The organism is Paenibacillus sp. GCM10012306, from assembly GCF_042649265.1.
Taxonomy (GTDB): Bacteria; Bacillota; Bacilli; order Paenibacillales; family Paenibacillaceae; genus Paenibacillus_AQ.
This window is the reverse complement of sequence record NZ_JBHRYW010000009.1, coordinates 93,055-109,824: the sequence shown is the minus strand read 5'-3', so window position 1 is coordinate 109,824 and position 16,770 is coordinate 93,055. Positions and strand designations below refer to the sequence as shown.

At 50.5% G+C, this 16,770-nt stretch carries 13 protein-coding genes and 1 other annotated feature; of the genes, 5 read left to right on the top strand and 8 right to left on the bottom strand.

The annotated features are described in order from the left end of the window. Window positions 1-17 precede the first annotated feature (17 nt). Window positions 18-1,976: an ABC-F family ATP-binding cassette domain-containing protein gene (locus ACFORK_RS19640; RefSeq protein WP_379202073.1), complete on the top strand. Its 1,959-nt coding sequence runs from the start codon at window positions 18-20 to the stop codon at window positions 1,974-1,976. A 558-nt stretch (window positions 1,977-2,534) separates the two neighbouring features. On the opposite strand, the gene ACFORK_RS19635 is transcribed toward ACFORK_RS19640, so the two are convergent. The 7 genes from ACFORK_RS19635 to ACFORK_RS19605 form a co-directional block, all read right to left on the bottom strand. Continuing rightward, window positions 2,535-4,079: a 2-isopropylmalate synthase gene (locus ACFORK_RS19635; RefSeq protein WP_379202071.1), complete on the bottom strand. Its 1,545-nt coding sequence runs from the start codon at window positions 4,077-4,079 to the stop codon at window positions 2,535-2,537. Window positions 4,080-5,193: 1,114 nt separating this feature from the next. After that, window positions 5,194-5,482 (bottom strand) — a binding site (T-box leader). Window positions 5,483-5,902: 420 nt separating this feature from the next. After that, window positions 5,903-6,952 carry a tRNA (adenosine(37)-N6)-threonylcarbamoyltransferase complex transferase subunit TsaD gene (gene tsaD / locus ACFORK_RS19630; protein WP_379202069.1) on the bottom strand — a complete coding sequence of 350 codons (1,050 nt, stop codon included), beginning with the start codon at window positions 6,950-6,952 and terminating at the stop codon, window positions 5,903-5,905. Further along, complete coding sequence (rimI, locus tag ACFORK_RS19625; RefSeq protein ID WP_379202067.1) at window positions 6,949-7,473, bottom strand: ribosomal protein S18-alanine N-acetyltransferase; 525 nt, start codon at window positions 7,471-7,473, stop codon at window positions 6,949-6,951. The genes tsaD and rimI overlap by 4 nt, the downstream gene beginning before the upstream one ends. Then, entirely contained in the window at window positions 7,470-8,348 is an 879-nt protein-coding gene (gene tsaB / locus ACFORK_RS19620; protein WP_379202064.1) for a tRNA (adenosine(37)-N6)-threonylcarbamoyltransferase complex dimerization subunit type 1 TsaB, read from the bottom strand. The genes rimI and tsaB overlap by 4 nt, the downstream gene beginning before the upstream one ends. Continuing rightward, window positions 8,338-8,835, bottom strand: coding sequence for a tRNA (adenosine(37)-N6)-threonylcarbamoyltransferase complex ATPase subunit type 1 TsaE (gene tsaE, locus ACFORK_RS19615; protein WP_379202062.1), 498 nt, complete (start codon window positions 8,833-8,835; stop codon window positions 8,338-8,340). Before tsaE ends, tsaB begins: the two co-directional genes overlap by 11 nt. Window positions 8,836-9,309: 474 nt before the next feature. Continuing rightward, a complete protein-coding gene (locus ACFORK_RS19610) occupies window positions 9,310-9,492 on the bottom strand; it encodes an H-type small acid-soluble spore protein (protein WP_379202060.1) in 183 nt (60 codons plus the stop codon). Between the two features lie 38 nt (window positions 9,493-9,530). Beyond that, window positions 9,531-9,740 carry a hypothetical protein gene (locus ACFORK_RS19605; protein ID WP_379202058.1) on the bottom strand — a complete coding sequence of 70 codons (210 nt, stop codon included), beginning with the start codon at window positions 9,738-9,740 and terminating at the stop codon, window positions 9,531-9,533. A gap of 184 nt (window positions 9,741-9,924) precedes the next feature. Here ACFORK_RS19605 and ku point away from each other — a divergent pair, with 184 nt between their 5' ends. The 4 genes from ku to ACFORK_RS19585 all read left to right on the top strand — a co-directional run bounded on the left by ku (window position 9,925) and on the right by ACFORK_RS19585 (window position 15,531). Further along, the gene (gene ku / locus ACFORK_RS19600) at window positions 9,925-10,995 is read left to right on the top strand and encodes a non-homologous end joining protein Ku (RefSeq protein WP_379202056.1); all 1,071 of its coding nucleotides are present in this window, start codon (window positions 9,925-9,927) and stop codon (window positions 10,993-10,995) included. A gap of 11 nt (window positions 10,996-11,006) precedes the next feature. Beyond that, complete coding sequence (locus tag ACFORK_RS19595; protein WP_379202054.1) at window positions 11,007-11,969, top strand: ATP-dependent DNA ligase; 963 nt, start codon at window positions 11,007-11,009, stop codon at window positions 11,967-11,969. Window positions 11,970-12,113: 144 nt separating this feature from the next. Next, window positions 12,114-12,998 (top strand): non-homologous end-joining DNA ligase, encoded by an 885-nt coding sequence (gene ligD / locus ACFORK_RS19590; RefSeq protein WP_379202052.1) that lies wholly within the window; start codon window positions 12,114-12,116, stop codon window positions 12,996-12,998. 196 nt (window positions 12,999-13,194) lie between these two features. Beyond that, complete coding sequence (locus ACFORK_RS19585) at window positions 13,195-15,531, top strand: S-layer homology domain-containing protein (RefSeq protein WP_379202050.1); 2,337 nt, start codon at window positions 13,195-13,197, stop codon at window positions 15,529-15,531. A gap of 202 nt (window positions 15,532-15,733) precedes the next feature. Here ACFORK_RS19585 and ACFORK_RS19580 read toward each other — a convergent pair whose 3' ends face one another. Continuing rightward, window positions 15,734-16,681 (bottom strand): YitT family protein, encoded by a 948-nt coding sequence (locus tag ACFORK_RS19580; protein ID WP_379202421.1) that lies wholly within the window; start codon window positions 16,679-16,681, stop codon window positions 15,734-15,736. Window positions 16,682-16,770: the final 89 nt, after the last annotated feature.

The window sequence follows — 16,770 nt, the reverse complement described above, 5'->3', positions numbered from 1 at the left end:
GTGGAGGTTTCATCATTATGCTTCTTCAAGCAACAGGAATTACGAAATTATATGGAATACAAAGCGTGCTGGACGGCATCAACCTTCAGGTTAACGAAAAAGAACGGGTGGGACTGGTCGGGGTCAACGGAGCCGGGAAGTCCACTTTTCTGCAAATTCTGGCGGGTGAACTTTCTTTTGACAGCGGGCAAATTCATAAATCCAAAGAAACGACAATTGGCTATCTGGCCCAGAATAGCGGACTGCAATCGGACAAGACCATAGAGGAAGAAATGCTGGCGGTCTTCGCTCCATTAATAGAAGCTGAATCTGAACTGCGGCGGCTGGAGGAACAGATCGCGGATCCTGCGCTCGCAGAGGACCCCAAACGGTACGAGGATCTGCTGGAACGTTATTCCCGTCTGTCCGACTGGTTCAAGGACCATGGCGGCTACGAGATGAATACCCGGATTCGCAGCGTTCTACACGGTATGGGTTTCGGCGACTTCGCACCGGATACTCGTATCTCCACCTTGAGCGGCGGGCAGAAGACTCGTCTTGCATTAGCCCGGATTCTGCTTCAGGCCCCGGACCTGCTGATGCTCGATGAGCCTACCAACCATCTGGACATCGAGACATTGACCTGGCTGGAGGATTATCTTCGTGGGTATTCGGGCGGCATTCTCGTGGTTTCCCATGACCGGTATTTCCTCGACCGGCTGGTGACCACGATTGTAGAGATTGAGCGGCACCAGTCCCGGCGGTACACGGGCAATTACAGCCGTTATGTAGATATCAAGGCCGCCGAATATGAAGCTAGGCTCAAGCAATATGAGAAACAACAAGGCGAGATCGCCAAGATGGAGGAGTTCGTACAACGCAACATCGTCCGGGCCTCCACAACCAAGCGGGCTCAGAGCCGACGCAAGGCGCTGGAGAAAATGGACCGAATCGACAAACCGCTAGGCGACCTGAAAAAGGCCAACTTCGCTTTTGAGCCAGACTTCATGTCAGGAAAAGAAGTTCTACAGGTGCGGGATGTGTCGGTTGCCTTCGGTGAAGATCAGCCGCCGCTATTCCGCAATGCCTCCTTTGAACTACGCCGGGGCGAGACCGCTGCGCTAATTGGACCGAACGGGATCGGCAAGTCGACGATGCTGCAATGCCTGATGGACACACGCGAGCCTTCGGCTGGAACGGTAAACTGGGGCACCAAAGTTAAAATCGGGTACTACGATCAGGAGCAGACACGCCTAAATCCGCGAAATACGGTACTGGAAGAGCTGTGGAGTGAATACCCGATGCTGGAGGAAGCCAGAATTCGTACAATCCTCGGCAACTTCCTATTTAGCGGTGAAGATGTCCTGAAGAAAGTCTCTGCACTGAGCGGTGGGGAAAAAGCGCGGGTAGCGCTCTCCAAGCTTATGCTGCGCGGCGCTAACATGCTCATCCTGGATGAGCCGACCAACCATCTGGATCTCGTCAGCCGGGAAGTGCTGGAGTCAGCCCTGATTGATTTTGAAGGCACACTGCTGTTCATTTCCCATGACCGTTATTTCCTCAATAAAATGGCAGAGCGTGTGCTCGAGCTGCACCCGGATGGCATTGACCCGTATCTCGGCAACTACGACGATTATATTGAGAAAAAGCGGGAGCTGGAGGATATCGCCCAGGAGGCCGCTGAACAGGCTGCGCTCAAGTCTGCCACCAAAAATATCGACAAAGAGCCACCTCCCGCCGAGAAAGGCACGGCCTCTTCCTTTGAAGCGGACAAACAGGCCAAGCGCGAGGAACGTAACCGCCAGCGGCGCATCGCTGATCTGGAAGAGAGCATCGCAACATTGGAAGAAGAGATTGCTGTCATAGAGAATGAGATGACCAAGCCGGAAGTTTACCAGGATTATATGGCACTTCAGCAGCATGAAGAAGAACTGAAGGACAAGAAGGAACGATTGAGTCAATTTTTTAGCGAATGGGAAATCCTTGCTGACGAATAATGTAAATCGACTTCAAAAATATATTTTAACAGTTCCCAATTTGTTCAAATATACTTATCCACAACTCTATCCCCAGTTTTCGTGCATAACTCTTTGTTAAAATCAGCCCTTCGGGGCTTTTTTTATGGATTAAATCGCCCTTTCTGTTGTCAAGGAAATATTATCCACTGAATTATACACATTATCCACAATTTCCACAGAATGTTCCCCCTCTTTCCAGCCTGATCAAATCCATTAAAAAAAGAGCTGGTATTGCTGATTTTACGCACTTTTTACACAATTCGGCCGGAATATGTGGATAACGTTGTCCACACCTTGACAAAGGGATTTCCCCTTAATATTTCCCGTGATTTTATGGCAAAAAAGAACCCGCTATCTCTCGATCAGACAGCGGGTCTAGTCAATATAAGACAGTTAAGTATGGGCGATACCCGCCCTTCAACCGAATCCTGAAGAACTATGGAGCTGAGAATCGCGGATAAAACGGCCCCCGGCGCGATCGTAAAGCCGATTTCTAGCGGCGATCTGCCGAACAGGTTGGCCAGCGCAAATCTTTAGCTATTCCGCTTCCACACTCCGTGCAGAGAGAAGCGCCGCGTTGCAGGCTGCAATGTAGGCCAATCCGGCGGCCATTACAATATCTTGGTGAATCGCCGTACCCCTGAATTTGACGCCGCCCCATTCCACCATCACAGCGGCCTCGGCCTGAGCATTCTCACCGCTGCCCAGCGAATGCAGCTCCAGCCCGGCAAAATCAATATCTTCCGCAATTCCCTGCCCGATTGCGGCAATAATTGCTCCGAGAGGGCCATCGCCGGTGCTGGTATGGGAGGTCTCACTGCCGCTTTGCAAGTGGCGCACGGTCACGGCGGCTACACGCCGCTCTGCGCTTCCAGCGAGCACCTGTACCTCGCCCAGTTCATAGACCTGAGCCTGCTGTCCAGTGGTGCTGCTCACCATCTGCAGAAGCTGTTCGTCGCTGACAACCTTTTGCCGGTCAGCAGTCTCTTTGAACGACTCGTACAGGGCATCCAGCTCCGCCGGTTCCAGTGTAATGCCGTATTTTGCAGCTCTGTCCTTCAGTGCATGACGTCCGGAGTGCTTGCCCAGGATAATCATACTGCGTGGAATACCAAGGCGTTCCGGGTCCATGATTTCATAGGTGCTGCGATCCTTCAGCAAGCCATCCTGGTGAATGCCTGACTCATGTTGAAATGCATTTCTACCGACGACCGGCTTATTGTAAGCAATGGGAAAATGCATTGCGCTGCTGATCAGTCGTGAAGACTCATACAGTTGATCCAGGGCAATCCCCGTCTCTGCACCCAGCACATCGCCACGGGTCTCCAGCGCCATCACCAGTTCCTCCAGTGCACAGTTGCCTGTTCGCTCACCGACACCGTTGACGGTCACCTCGATCTGTGTCGCGCCTCCCTCAATGGCCGCCAGACTGTTAGCCACAGCAAGCCCCAGATCATTATGACAGTGGGCACTGTAGATAACTTTATCTCCGCCTCTTGCCCCCAGCCGCACCCGCCGGAACATTTCGCCATATTCATGCGGCAGTGCATAGCCCACCGTATCCGGCAGGTTAATAATAGATGCGCCTTCTTCAATGACAGCCTCCACCATCTCAATCAGGTCATCAATGTTCGTTCGCGCGGCGTCCATCGCCGTGAACTCCACAACATCTGTGAATTGACGGGCGTATGCCGTCATCTCACGAGCTTTTGCCACCACCTCGGGTCTGCTCATCCGCAGCTGATGCTGCAAATGGATGTCCGAGGAGGAGATAAATAAGTGAATCCGCCGCCGCTCAGCATCACGGGTTGCTTTTACAGCGGCATCAATGTCACCTTTGACCGCACGAGCAAATCCGCAAATTTCCACGTTTCGAATCTTGCGCGAAATGGTCTCTACCGCGTTAAAATCACCAGGGCTGGACACAGGGAATCCCGGCTCCATCACATCTACACCCAGTTCGGCGAGCTTGTAAGCCAGCAGTATCTTTTGCTCTGGCGTCAGGCTTGCACCAGGCGCCTGCTCACCGTCACGCAGCGTAGTATCAAAAATCTGAATTCGTTTCTTGACTGGAATAATCATGGTAAATCCCTCCTGATTTATGTGTTTGATTCGGGTTTGTTTTGGGTTCGTTCTTGGGGTTCGTTCTTTGGTTCGTTCTTTGGTTCGTTCTTTGGTTCGTTCTTTGGCTCGTTCTTTGGTTCGTTCTTTGGTTCGTTCTTCGATTTGTTCTTTGGTTCGTTCTTTGGTTCGTTTTAGATTTGTCTTGGGTTGCTTCTTGTTCCCTCTGCTAACAGACACCAGAGACGTTATTTCCTCACCACCAAACGTTCCAGAAAATAACGGACACCAGAGACGCTATGAGCAGAAATTCTGTGTAAAATCAATGGTTTGGGAGAAAATAGCGCCCCCTGAGTCCGTTACATGTTCCAGAAGCGACTTGACGGGCAAATAACGACGATAGGGTCCGTTAGCCCCCATGCATGCGTGTCAACCTTCTGAAGCAGTGGTTTTGGCAAGCACTGATGATGATGTTGAGCCTAATTTATAAGGCTACTTCTCATCAACAATCGTAGAGAATGGCGTTTCTCAATAGCCTAAGATTATCCTGTTATTTCCACAAACTTAGCGTTTACAGCTAATTAGCAGGAGGATATCCTGTTAATTTTAGTGGTGTGGCTACGGCACTTACTCTGTACTTGCTCTGTACTTGCTCTGTACTTGCTCTGTACTTGCTCTGTACTTGCTCCACACTCTCTTTCGCCCTTCTGTACACCCTCTGCGCACTCCTCTGTATGCGCTCTTCACTTGCTCCACACTCTCTTTCGCCCTTCTGTGTACCCTCTGTGAGCTCTCTGTGTACCCACTAAACTTACTTTGCACTCGCTTCGTATCCAACTATGAAAGCCGCTTTGTGCAATGTGTATCCACTATAGTCTTACTTTGGACCTACTCTGCACTGCTGGTGTACCTACTGTTTACTCACTGTACATCCTTTGTGTGCCTTCGTTATGTTCATTGCACACAGCCGCATGTCGACTTGCGGCTATGCTATTCCCACCCACTGCTGCCGGCAGCTAGATGACAGTAGGAATTCCGCTGTTTACGCGGAACTCCTACTCTCTGTGCCCTGCGGACCTGGATGCAGCTACATGCCCCATCCGGTCCGTAGGAACGCAAAAACCCGCCGTCTCATATAAGAGACGGCGGGTTTCCCCTCCGCGGTACCACTCTTGTTGGCGCACAGTCGAACAGAATCATATCATCCGCTCGCTGAATTGCACCCAGCTCCTCTTCCCGGCAGAATGCTGATGTTCATCGTCATCCTGCGGGAAGGTCCGGTAACGGGGACGAACCGTAGCGGCCTACTGTTGTTCAGCCGCTCCGCTCCCGGGCGAGCTTCAAAGATTCTGGTGACTGCGTCGCACCTTACCGCAGCTCTCTGAACACCATCGTCTTTTACTACTCCCGTTCACAGCGTATATTTTTTAGAAAAAACCATACAAAAAAGCCTGCCATCTCATTCAAGAGACGACAGGCTGTTCACCTTCGCGGTACCACTCTTGTTGATACTCCTGATATCGGCTTATCTACACCGATACTGAAATATCCACTTAACAGCCAAACAAGCCAACTGGACATGATGTCCATCACTTTGCTTGACCACCCTCTCACGGAGGTTAACCGTAACGATGTACACAAGGACCCGGCGTGCACTGCCAGACAAGACCCATATTAGGGCATCCTTTGCTTCCACCGCTCCGCTCCCGGACGAGTTCAGGTCTCCTTCGACTGCGTTGCACCATCCCGCAGCTCTCTTAACCCGGAGTTTCCTTACTGCTTCCATTCATTGCGTTTGCGTCAATTTATAATTGAACTGATTATACCCAGACGACGAACTGAAGTCAATAGGCGGGAACGGACCATTTTTCCAGCGAAAATCCAGGGTCAGCCACCATATCGAGAGGAATGCCACCCTCATGCTTCCATTTTACATAGGCAGCCGCACCGATCATCGCCGCATTGTCAGTGCAATAAACCGGAGGAGGAACGATCAGCTCGATGCCTTCTTGCTCACAGCGGGCCGTCAGCGCTTCGCGCAAGCCCTTGTTCGCAGCCACACCGCCACAGAGCAGCAATTGTTTGGCACCGTTAGCCCGAACGGCCCGAACGGATTTTTCAACCAATACCTCTACAACCGACTCCTGAAAGCCCCGAGCAATTCCGGCCACATCCGGCGTCAGACCTTTCATCTTGCTCTGGTTGACTACATTCAGCACGGCAGATTTCAATCCGCTGAAGCTGAAATCATAAGAATCCGGCTCCAGCCACACTCTAGGCAGCGGCACGACTTCTTCGGCTTCCCGAGCCAAACGATCCACATGAGGACCTCCTGGATACGGGAACCCCAACGCACGCGCTACCTTATCATAGGCTTCACCCACCGCATCGTCGCGAGTACGGCCAATAATGTTAAAACGGCCTTCCTGCTCCATATGGACCAGCTCTGTATGTCCGCCAGAAACCACCAGTGTCATGCAGGGATACTGCAATTCAGCAACGAGGCGATTGGCATAGATATGCCCGGCGATATGATGTGTGCCGATCAACGGCTTGTTCCAGGCAAGCGCCAGACTTTTGGCAGCTACCACACCTACCAGAAGCGCCCCCACCAGACCCGGACCCTGCGTGACAGCAATGGCCGTCAAGTCCTCAGGTGTTACGTTTGCGGCCGACATCGCCTCTTCGATGACCAGCGTCATTACTTCCACATGCTTACGCGAAGCAACTTCAGGCACGACCCCGCCGAAGGCCCGGTGAGTCTCGATCTGGCTAGAGATGATGTTGGATAACACCTCACAGCCATCCTTAACGACAGCCACCGAAGTCTCGTCGCAGCTTGTCTCGATTGCTAATATAATCACAGGCTGAAGTGCACCCGTTTCAGTCTTCATTTATGGTCCACGCTTCCTTCCAAAATGCTTGGCTCCTCGTATGCCGGAAGTTCGGCCCACATAATGAGCGCATCTTCACGGTTATCGGAGTAATAACCTTTGCGGGTACCCGCCGAGCGGAAGCCTTTTTTGCGGTATAAATTTTGGGCAATTTCGTTGGTTACCCTGACCTCCAGCGTAATGGCCTGCATGCCCAAAAAAGCTGCCGTTCTCATCAGCTCGTCCAGCAGGCGCTCCCCCCATTTGCGGCCCCGGTAGGCCTCCAGCAAGGCAATGTTGGTCACATGGGCCTCATCCACGATCGCCCACATTCCAGCATAGCCGATAATATGACCAGCCAGCTCCATCACCATATATTTGGCAAAATGATTGTGTGTCAGCTCGTTCCGGAAGGCTTCCTCCGTCCACGGCATTGTGAAGGCTTCCCGTTCAATCACTAGAATATCGGGGATATCCTCCACCTTCATCAGGCGAAAAACAAGACCCTCTCCCTGCCCTCTTACTGACTCCGCTTCCGTCATCGTTTATTTATGCTCCCTTCTCTGCTTAACTGCAGATTGGCTTCCGCTTCCGAAAGCTGGGTATAGTTAGGTATAATGCTGTGCAGGTCATCACTGTCTCCTTGCTCCAGCCTTGCTTCGCCGAGCAGCCCGGCCCAGCGTCCCTCCAATTCATAAGGAACTGCTTCTAAGCGTGCAGATGCGGCCTCTTGCAGCGGCCGCAGTGAATCTTCGCTGGCATGCAGCGCCGTCTCACCGACAAACCAGAGCCTGCGCGGTTTGGTGCCTGAGGCGGCAGCTTGTTCCAGCCGCTCGCCGAGCCGCAGCACCCAGTCCGCCATCAGGCGGATGGCGTCCGGTTCCAGGCGCACCGGCGCACCGCTGTCAGCAGCTGCGAACAGCGCAGTATAGGCTTGCCCGCGGCGGGCATCCAGCAGCGGGATAATCCAGTCCGGGCCATAGGTACCGGCCCCGGACTCAGCCGGAACGCCGGCAACAGCATCGCTGGCGGCGTCATCCTGCCGGTTCGCCGCAGCCTCTCCGGCGAGACCGGCCTGCCAGCCGCCCCATGCCAAGGCATGCAGGCTGGATACACCGGCCACGGGCAATTTCCAAGCCCAGGCCAGTGTCTTGGCTGCAGTCACGGCAATACGTGTTCCGGTATAAGAACCCGGCCCAACGCCGACCGATATACCGGACAGGCTGGCAAAGTCCGTTCTCGATGCCTCCATTGCCTGCTGAATGATCGGAAGCAGGTGAACGGAATGATTCCGTTCGCCAGATGCATTGATCTCATGCAGCACAGCGCCTCCTTCTGTGACGGCAACCCCCAGTGTAGCCGTCGATGTATCAAGCGCCAAAAACCGCTTGCGCGGCTCTATATTTTCATTCGTCATTCTTCTTAACCCCGTTCTGTTCCAGAGTCCGGCACCATTCATCATAAGGCTCACCGGTCCCCGTTACCGTGATGATACGTTCGTTCGGGCCAACCGTCTCCATGCATATATGCAAATGTCGCGGAGGCATCAGCTCAGTGATGATACTACTCCACTCCACCAGGCAAACCCCTTGCCCGTAGAAATATTCATCCAGACCCAGCTCGTCTGCTTCCTGAACCGATATCCGGTATACATCCATGTGGTACAGTGGCAGACGACCCGCATACTCCTTGATAATTGTAAATGTAGGGCTGTTGACGATGCCCTCTACACCCAGATGACGGGCAAAGCGTTGGGAAAAAGCTGTCTTTCCTGCTCCCAGATCGCCGTCCAGTCCGATTACGGTACCAGGTACCGATGCAGCCGCCAGAGCAGCCGCAAGCCTCTCTGTATCCTCCAGGCTGTTGGAATGGTATTTGAGCACCGATTCGACATTATTGTCCAACTTCAATACCACCTTTGAATAAGTCCGTAATCGTCAGATTACACAAGAAATCTGTCGAAGTACAATACAATTAATTATATCGGTATGATTGTTTTACCGCAACAACGGTGTCATTTTTGAGATTCGCAAGTAGAAACGGTTTTGCCGTCCTTTGAGGGACGGTATCCGTTGCAGCGAGAAATATAAGGATAATTTATAGCGTAAAACATATAAATTCATATATTTACAAAAAGGCCCCTTGCCCACAAAATGAGCAACAGGCCTGCCGCAGATGATGCTGTTAAGACAGCATTATACTATTTTTTATTATCTCGTTCTTTACTACACAGTTCGTTACTACGCAGTTCGTTACTACGCAGTTCGTTACTACGCAGTTCTTTACACGTAGCTCATTACACGCAGTTCTGTACACACAGTTCTTTACACCTAACTTTATTACACCATTCTTTTGACGCTTTTCCTTGTATAGCCCGCTTAGCGCTTCTCTTCCAGCCGTTCCACGCCTACAGTATGTGTATTGGTCGGACGTGATCCCACCTGCACGGTAGCCATGCCGTTCTCGGCATCCACGTGCTCAATCCAGACCGGCTCACCGTCCAGCAGAACCGAGATCATTTCCTTGGAAGCATAAATATCCTGTGCCCGCCTTACATCCATGTTATATCCTCCTCACTTGTGGGAAAAATTAGATCGTATTATGTTTTATTCTTTTGCTTGATAACAGCCGGAACTTCGCCAATAGTCTGCTCTGCATCCAGCTTGTCTGCTTCCACACTCTCTTCATGCTCTGGCGTGCTCGTCGTGACGGCATTCCAATCAACTACCTCTGCAGGAATGTCCTGCTCACTCAAGGCGTCGCTCCACTCGTTCCACGATTTGTCCACCATTTCCCCTCCGCCGTTCACTTCATATCACCACGCTGATTGCTGAATTCCAATATCTTGCCTGGCCTTATTTTTTCCCATCGTTCTCAAAAAATGCATCCGGCTAGAAAAACGTATCCAGCCCAATACTAAGCCAAAGCAAATCCATGCCCTTATGCGCTTATAACACTAAAAGCAACAAGATAACCGTTCAGGAGGCGATATCATGCATACCGTTTGGAAAGGAGCCATCAGCTTCGGGCTTGTACACGTTCCGGTCAAAATGTTCTCCGCTACGGAGGACAAGGACATCTCGCTGCGTTACATCCATAAAGAATGCGGCAGCCCGCTATCGTATGTGCGCAAATGCCCAGTCTGCGACAAGGAAGTCGCCTGGGAAGAGATTGGCAAGGGTTACGAGTACGAGAAAGGCAAGTTTGTCACCTTCGATAAGGAAGAGCTGGACCAACTGAACGAAGAAAGCAGCAAGAATATTACGATCCTCGATTTCGTCGATTTGACGGAGATTGACCCCATTTATTTTCAAAAAACATACTATCTCTCCCCCGATCAGGCCGGAGGTAATGCCTACCGGCTATTGATGGAGGCCATGCGCCAGACGGGCAAAATCGGCATCGCCAAAATCTCCATCCGCTCCAAGAGCAGCCTGGCAGCTATCCGGGTGCTGGAGGAATGCATTGCCATTGAAACGATTTTCTACCCGGACGAGGTGCGTCCGGCTTCCCAGGTACCCAATCTGCCAGGTGCTGGCGCCGTGAACGACAAGGAACTGGAAATGGCCAAGCTGCTGATCTCTCAGCTGTCCACGCCGTTCGACCCGTCTAAATATACAGATGATTACCGCCAGCGGATGCTGGATCTCATCTCACATAAGATCGCGGGCGAGGAGTTCCATATCGCACCTACCAAGCAGGAGAGCAATGTGATCGACCTGATGGCCGCACTGCAGGCCAGCATCGAAGCCGTCCAGCATGTGCCGACAGATCCCGGACCTTCTATGTCCGGCGCCAAGAAATCAAAGGCTGCCGGTACGGGGAAAAGAAAAACGGCAAAGACCTCTGCGGCGGAACCTGCGGTCACGCCACTTGCAGGATCTGCAACACCTGTTGTGGCTTCCCCTATGGTTACGCCTCCGGCCGGTACCGTACCATCTGTAGGAACTTCTCCTGCCGTAGCACCTGCTACTGAAGGAGCTCCCAAGGTTGGCCCCATTCCGGTCATTGCACCGACTAAGACTAAGCGCCGCAGCGCCAAGTCCAAAGAAACGATTTCTTAGGGGACCGACTGATGAAGCTGAAGCCGGTGATTCCCTTCGAGCCCATACTAGCCAAACAGCTTCCACTGGGTGACCAATGGATCGCCCAGATCAAGTGGGATGGCGTTCGCATGCTGTCCTATTACGACGGAAGCAGCACCGAACTGGTTAACAGACGTGGTAACCGCCGCACGCTCCAGTATCCCGAGCTTGCGGATGCCACTGCTTATTGCAAAGCAAGCTCCGTCATTCTGGATGGCGAAATTATCGCCCTCAGCGGCGGCAAGCCTTCTTTTCACGAAGTTATGCGGCGGGATAGTCTGAGGACAGAAGGCACGATCCAATTTGTAAAGCAGCAGGTGCCGATCATGTATATGGTCTTTGACATCCTGTACTGCAATGGCTTATGGCTGCTCGACCAGCCGCTGCATAAGAGGCAGCAGCTTCTGACTGAAATGCTGCTGCCTTATCCTCATGTGCAGAGTGTTCCAAGTTATACCGATCCGGCAGAACTGTTCAATGCCGCTCAAAAGGGCGGGCTCGAAGGCATAGTCTGTAAGGACATCAACAGTACCTACGCCCTGAGTGGCAAGGACAAGCGCTGGCAGAAGCGCAAAATCATTCAGGATCTTGTTGCGGTTGCCGGAGGAGTCACCTTCCGTGACGGAATGGTCAACGCGCTGCTACTTGGTCTGTATGACGATGAAGGCGAGCTGCATTATATTGGCCATGCAGGTGCGGGCAAGTTGACCGTGCAGGATTGGCAGGAGCTTACCCGGTACGCACATGAAGCGCCAGCTCCAAGTATGCCTTTTGCTACGCTGCCCCAGCGGAGCAAAGCAGCCTTCTGGATCATGCCGCAGCTCTGCTTTAAGATCCACTTTCTGGAGTGGAATACATCTGGAACACTCCGCCAGCCTGTCATTCAGGCCCAGGTGGATATTCCACCACAGGACTGCCTGTTAAGTCAGCGGAGTGCAGCCGCGTTGACTTAAACAGAAAAAATAAGCGTTCTTCCGGAGCTGCCGGAAGGACGCTTTTCACATGATTATGGATTGATTATGATGAACCGTGCTGAAAATATGGCGGGATGTACACAATATTGCTAACGGGAGATAAAGCCTGAGGAGGAGTCCAGCATGCCCACTGCAGTCAAAGGTTCCATCACAATAGAGGGTCAAGAAATCGCCATCACGAATCCCGATAAGCCCCTATGGCCAGAAGTCGGCATTACGAAGAAAATGTATCTGCAAAAACTTGCCGCGCTCTCACCCTATCTGCTACGTTACTGCCGGGACCGGCTGCTGACTGTCATTCGCTATCCCCATGGGGTATCCGGTATGTCTTTTTATCAGAAAAATGCGCCCGAGCCACTTCCGGACTTCGTTCACACTTATAATCAGGACAACATCTCCTATATTACTTTACAGGGTTTGCCCGAACTGATCTGGCTAGGCAATCTTGCCGCGCTCGAATTTCATCCTTCCCTGCACTACGCCGGAAGCGTGCTACCCTGTGAATGGATGATTGATCTGGACCCTTCCCGCGAGGAGGAGCCTCGCATTATGGAAGCAGCCTCAATAGTAGGTAAGGTGCTGCAATCCCTTGGTCTCACCTCAGTTCCCAAAACTTCCGGAGCAACAGGCGTTCAAATTATCGTCCCGATTACCCCGGGTGTAACCTTTGACGACCTTCGAACGGTAGGCCATTTTGTCGGACGTTTTGTGACCGAGAAGCACCCGGAGCTGTTCACCTTGGAACGGCTGAAGAAGCACCGCGGGGATAAAATTTACTTTGACTATCTTCAACATTACGGCGGCAAAACTCTTGCGGCCCCTTACACCCCCCGAGCTCGCCCGCTCGCAACCGTCTCGACACCTCTTACCTGGGAAGAAGTTGAACGAGACGTCTCGATTACCGATTATCATCTGCTTAATATCGAGGAACGGCTGCGCCAAATGGGCGACCTGATTGCCAGCGTCCCCCCACAGCCGATAGAAGCGATTGTGCAGCAGCTTTCCTAAAAAGAACAGCATCCAGTGAAGTCCTTCTTATAAGGAGGGCTTCTTTTTGTCGTGCCATTATTATTTCAGCAATAGCTCTCCTATCAGCCACTGTCCAGAATCGGTTCAGTATCAAAATGTACAATCAGTTGTGCAGATAATGTCGATGTTTTGAGAGATATGTCATATGCAATATTTCCAAGGGGGAAAGTAGTCTATGGGCAAGAAACAATCGTTAAAAAAGAAATCTGTAACTATATTATCTACCACGGTGCTGCTTGGTACTTTAGTACCTCACGCATTCGCCTCGTCATCGTATACGGACATCTCTAACTCTTACGCCAAAGATGCGATATTGGAACTAACGAACAAAGGGATTATCAATGAAACTGGGGATGGCAAATTCAATCCGACCGGGATCATCTCCAGACAAGACTTTGCGATCATTCTGGCTAAGACACTGAATCTTGATTTAACTTCTCCGCCAGCGTTAGCTACGTTTAGCGATGTCCCAAGTAATTCCTACGCCTTTAATGCCGTGGAGGCAGCTGTGAAGGCAGGACTCGTGAAAGGACTGGGCGGAGGAAACTTTGGAGCAGCGAATACGCTGACTCGTGAACAAATGGCTGTTATTTTTATGAATGCATTAGCTGTTGATATCACCGGAAAAGGCCAGAATCTAACCTTCAGCGACGCCTCCTCCATCTCAGATTGGGCCAAAGATTCTGTCGCCGCTGCCTTGGAATTGAACTTAATGAGAGGTAATTCTGACGGCTCCTTCGGACCGAAGAAAAGTGCGCTTCGTCAGGAAGTTGCTCTGGTTGCTTCTAAATTCCTCGGCGAAAAATCAAAACAAGATATAGAGAACCCAAGTCAGCCAGCCACACCGGAACCTGTACAAGGGGTCGTTATTCCACAATCCACACCAATTGCAGGGGGCTCTAACCTGACACCAACACCTGAGCCAACACCGACGCCGGTACCATCGTCGACACCAACTCCGACGCCAGAACCATCATCGACACCAACTCCGACTCCGGTACCATCATCGACACCAACTCCGACTCCGGAGCCATCTTCGACACCAATACCGACACCGGTACCAACACCGGAACCAACACCAACACCGGTTTACGAGACATCATCTGCGTTTGCACTTAGTAAAAGAATTTACAATAGTAACTTCACGGAACAGCCAAAGACATTTACCGTTAGCGACGGTGTAAATACAGCAACGATCACAGCGGATCAAAACTATGAGGACATGAGAGATTTTGTGCGCGCCTTAAATACGGCTTTGACCGAAGGTCATGTGAACGCCAAGGCAGCGGTCGTTGATTTATTTAGCTTTAAAATTGTCTCAGATGTGACGGGACCGAATGCTGTTCTTTACATTGGGGGAGAAGATGCATCCCATGCATTTAACAAAGCGGAGTATCGCGGATCAAATCTATCTGGCGTAAACGAAGCTCCAACCATTCAGGATTTACAGATTATTTCACGAGATGAGCCTACTGTGGGAGATCAACTCCTTGCTGATTTTGACTATATTGACGCAGAGAACGATGAGGTTGATTCCTTGAATTATCAATGGTATCGTTCTGAATCCCTGGAGGCTTCCGACAAGACAGCCATCTCTGGAGCCACTAATCAATATTATCGATTGACTGACGAAGATCTTGGAAGCTACATTACACTTAAGGTTACACCAATAGCCAAAACAGGAACCAAAACAGGAACCACCGCTACCAAAACACTGAATCAGATTATCAAATCAAATGTGCCAACAGTCGATATCACAAAATTTGAAGTTATTGACAATTACAATAGTGAACAGGATCAAATCAGAGGCTTGGCTGGCGCGGTTAGTGAACCGGACACTGTAGTAAAGGCTTATCGCTGGGAGGATCTTAACGAGAACGGCATCGTGGATGAAGAAGACCGCTTGGGAAGTCCGATTAATCTTGGCTTAAGTCAGTCGGACGGATCACTCCCTGCTGCCAATATCGGCGATCTGGATGCAGGGGTATATAGCTATATCCTTACCTCCACGAATGATAACGACAACGAGTCTCCGCGCGATGCGGAACATGCGTTTACGTTCACTCTGCAAAAAGGAGTTCGTCCGGCTGTACCAACATTGCCTGCAATTAATTATGGTTTCAATATTGGAACGGATTTCATACACTCCAAGTTATATCAAACCGGATCTCTTCAATCCGTAATACGCCTTGACTATTTTACGGGGGAAACTTTTTCGAATGGAATCTTGGAAGTTACAATGGAAGGACTGACGTTCACCACTAATGACTATATAGCTGTAGGCGGGTGGAGGAATATAACAGCGGAGGAAATAAGCAATGGGGGGCATACCCTGACTATTAAGAACATATCAGGCTTTAAGCAGGACGTCGCCTTCGAGCTGTATAATAAACGAATTCCGGCTGTAGGGGATTACCTTATTCGCTTTAGAGCAGATGCCGATGGCATCGGAACCCAGAAGTCCTTTTCCGAAGAACAACAAATTACATTGAAATCGGTACAACCGCTATAACAACATTTTAACAATGCAAAAAGCGCAAGCCCCAGGATGCGGTATCCTTTCAGCTTGCGCTTTTTTGTATGCCTTTAATAAAAAATGCAGAAGGTATTCTATATAAGAATACGGCACATAAAGAGGGTTCTGCCGTATTTATTGACCGATCGTTCGTAAATATACCTTCTTTCAGTGAGTTAAAGCCCGTACTCGAGCTTTGCTAGTGGATGGATTTTTTCTTGAAGCGTCCACCCTTGACATCATGGATATTACCAATCGCAACAAATGCGTCAGAATCCCAATCCTCTACAATAGCCTTCAGCTTAGCTTCTTCCAGACGAGTAATGACCACAAAGATAACCTTCTTGTTCTCGCCGGAGAATCCGCCTTCTCCATCCAGATACGTAACACCGCGCCCAAGGCGCTCTGTCAGCGCTTCTCCGATATCCCGGAATTTCTCGCTGATAATCCATACCGACTTCGACTGATCCAGACCTTCAAGTGTAATATCAATCAATTTGAATGCTATATAATAGGCAATAAGTGAGAACATTGCATTATTCCAGCCGAACACAAAGCCTGCACCCGATAGAATAAACAGGTTAAAGAACATTACAACTTCGCCTACAGAAAACGGTAGTCTCTTGGCAACCAGAATCGCCACAATTTCCGTACCATCTAGCGATCCGCCATAACGGACAACCAGCCCGACGCCAACCCCTAGAATGATACCGCCAAATACGGCAGCCAGCAGTGGATCGGAGGTAAACGGCTTAACCGGATGCAGCAACTGAGTTCCAATGGACATCAGAACTACCGCAAATAAAGTGGATAAAGCGAACGTTTTACCGATTTGCTTATAGCCGATCAACAGGAATGGAAGGTTAAGCAGCGTCAACAGAATACCGAGGGGAATATCAAAAATATGCGACAGCATGATCGAGATCCCTGTAATACCACCGTCAATCATCTGATTCGGTACAAGGAATATCTCCAGTGCAACCGACATCATCGCTGCTCCTATAGCCAGCATAACAACTCGTTGTGCAAGCTTCGCCGTTTTGATCGCTCCGGACTTTTGCGTTTTGCCTTCTTTCGTCAACAGTTCGTGACTCACATTCATAGAACTCCCCCTACAATTACAGTATAATTTTGAAACATAAGATATGAGGTTCATGGCTTACATTTCTGTTTTGTACACTTTATTATATCATAAATAAACGTTTCATAATGAATGGTTCATGTAAAAAACGTTCA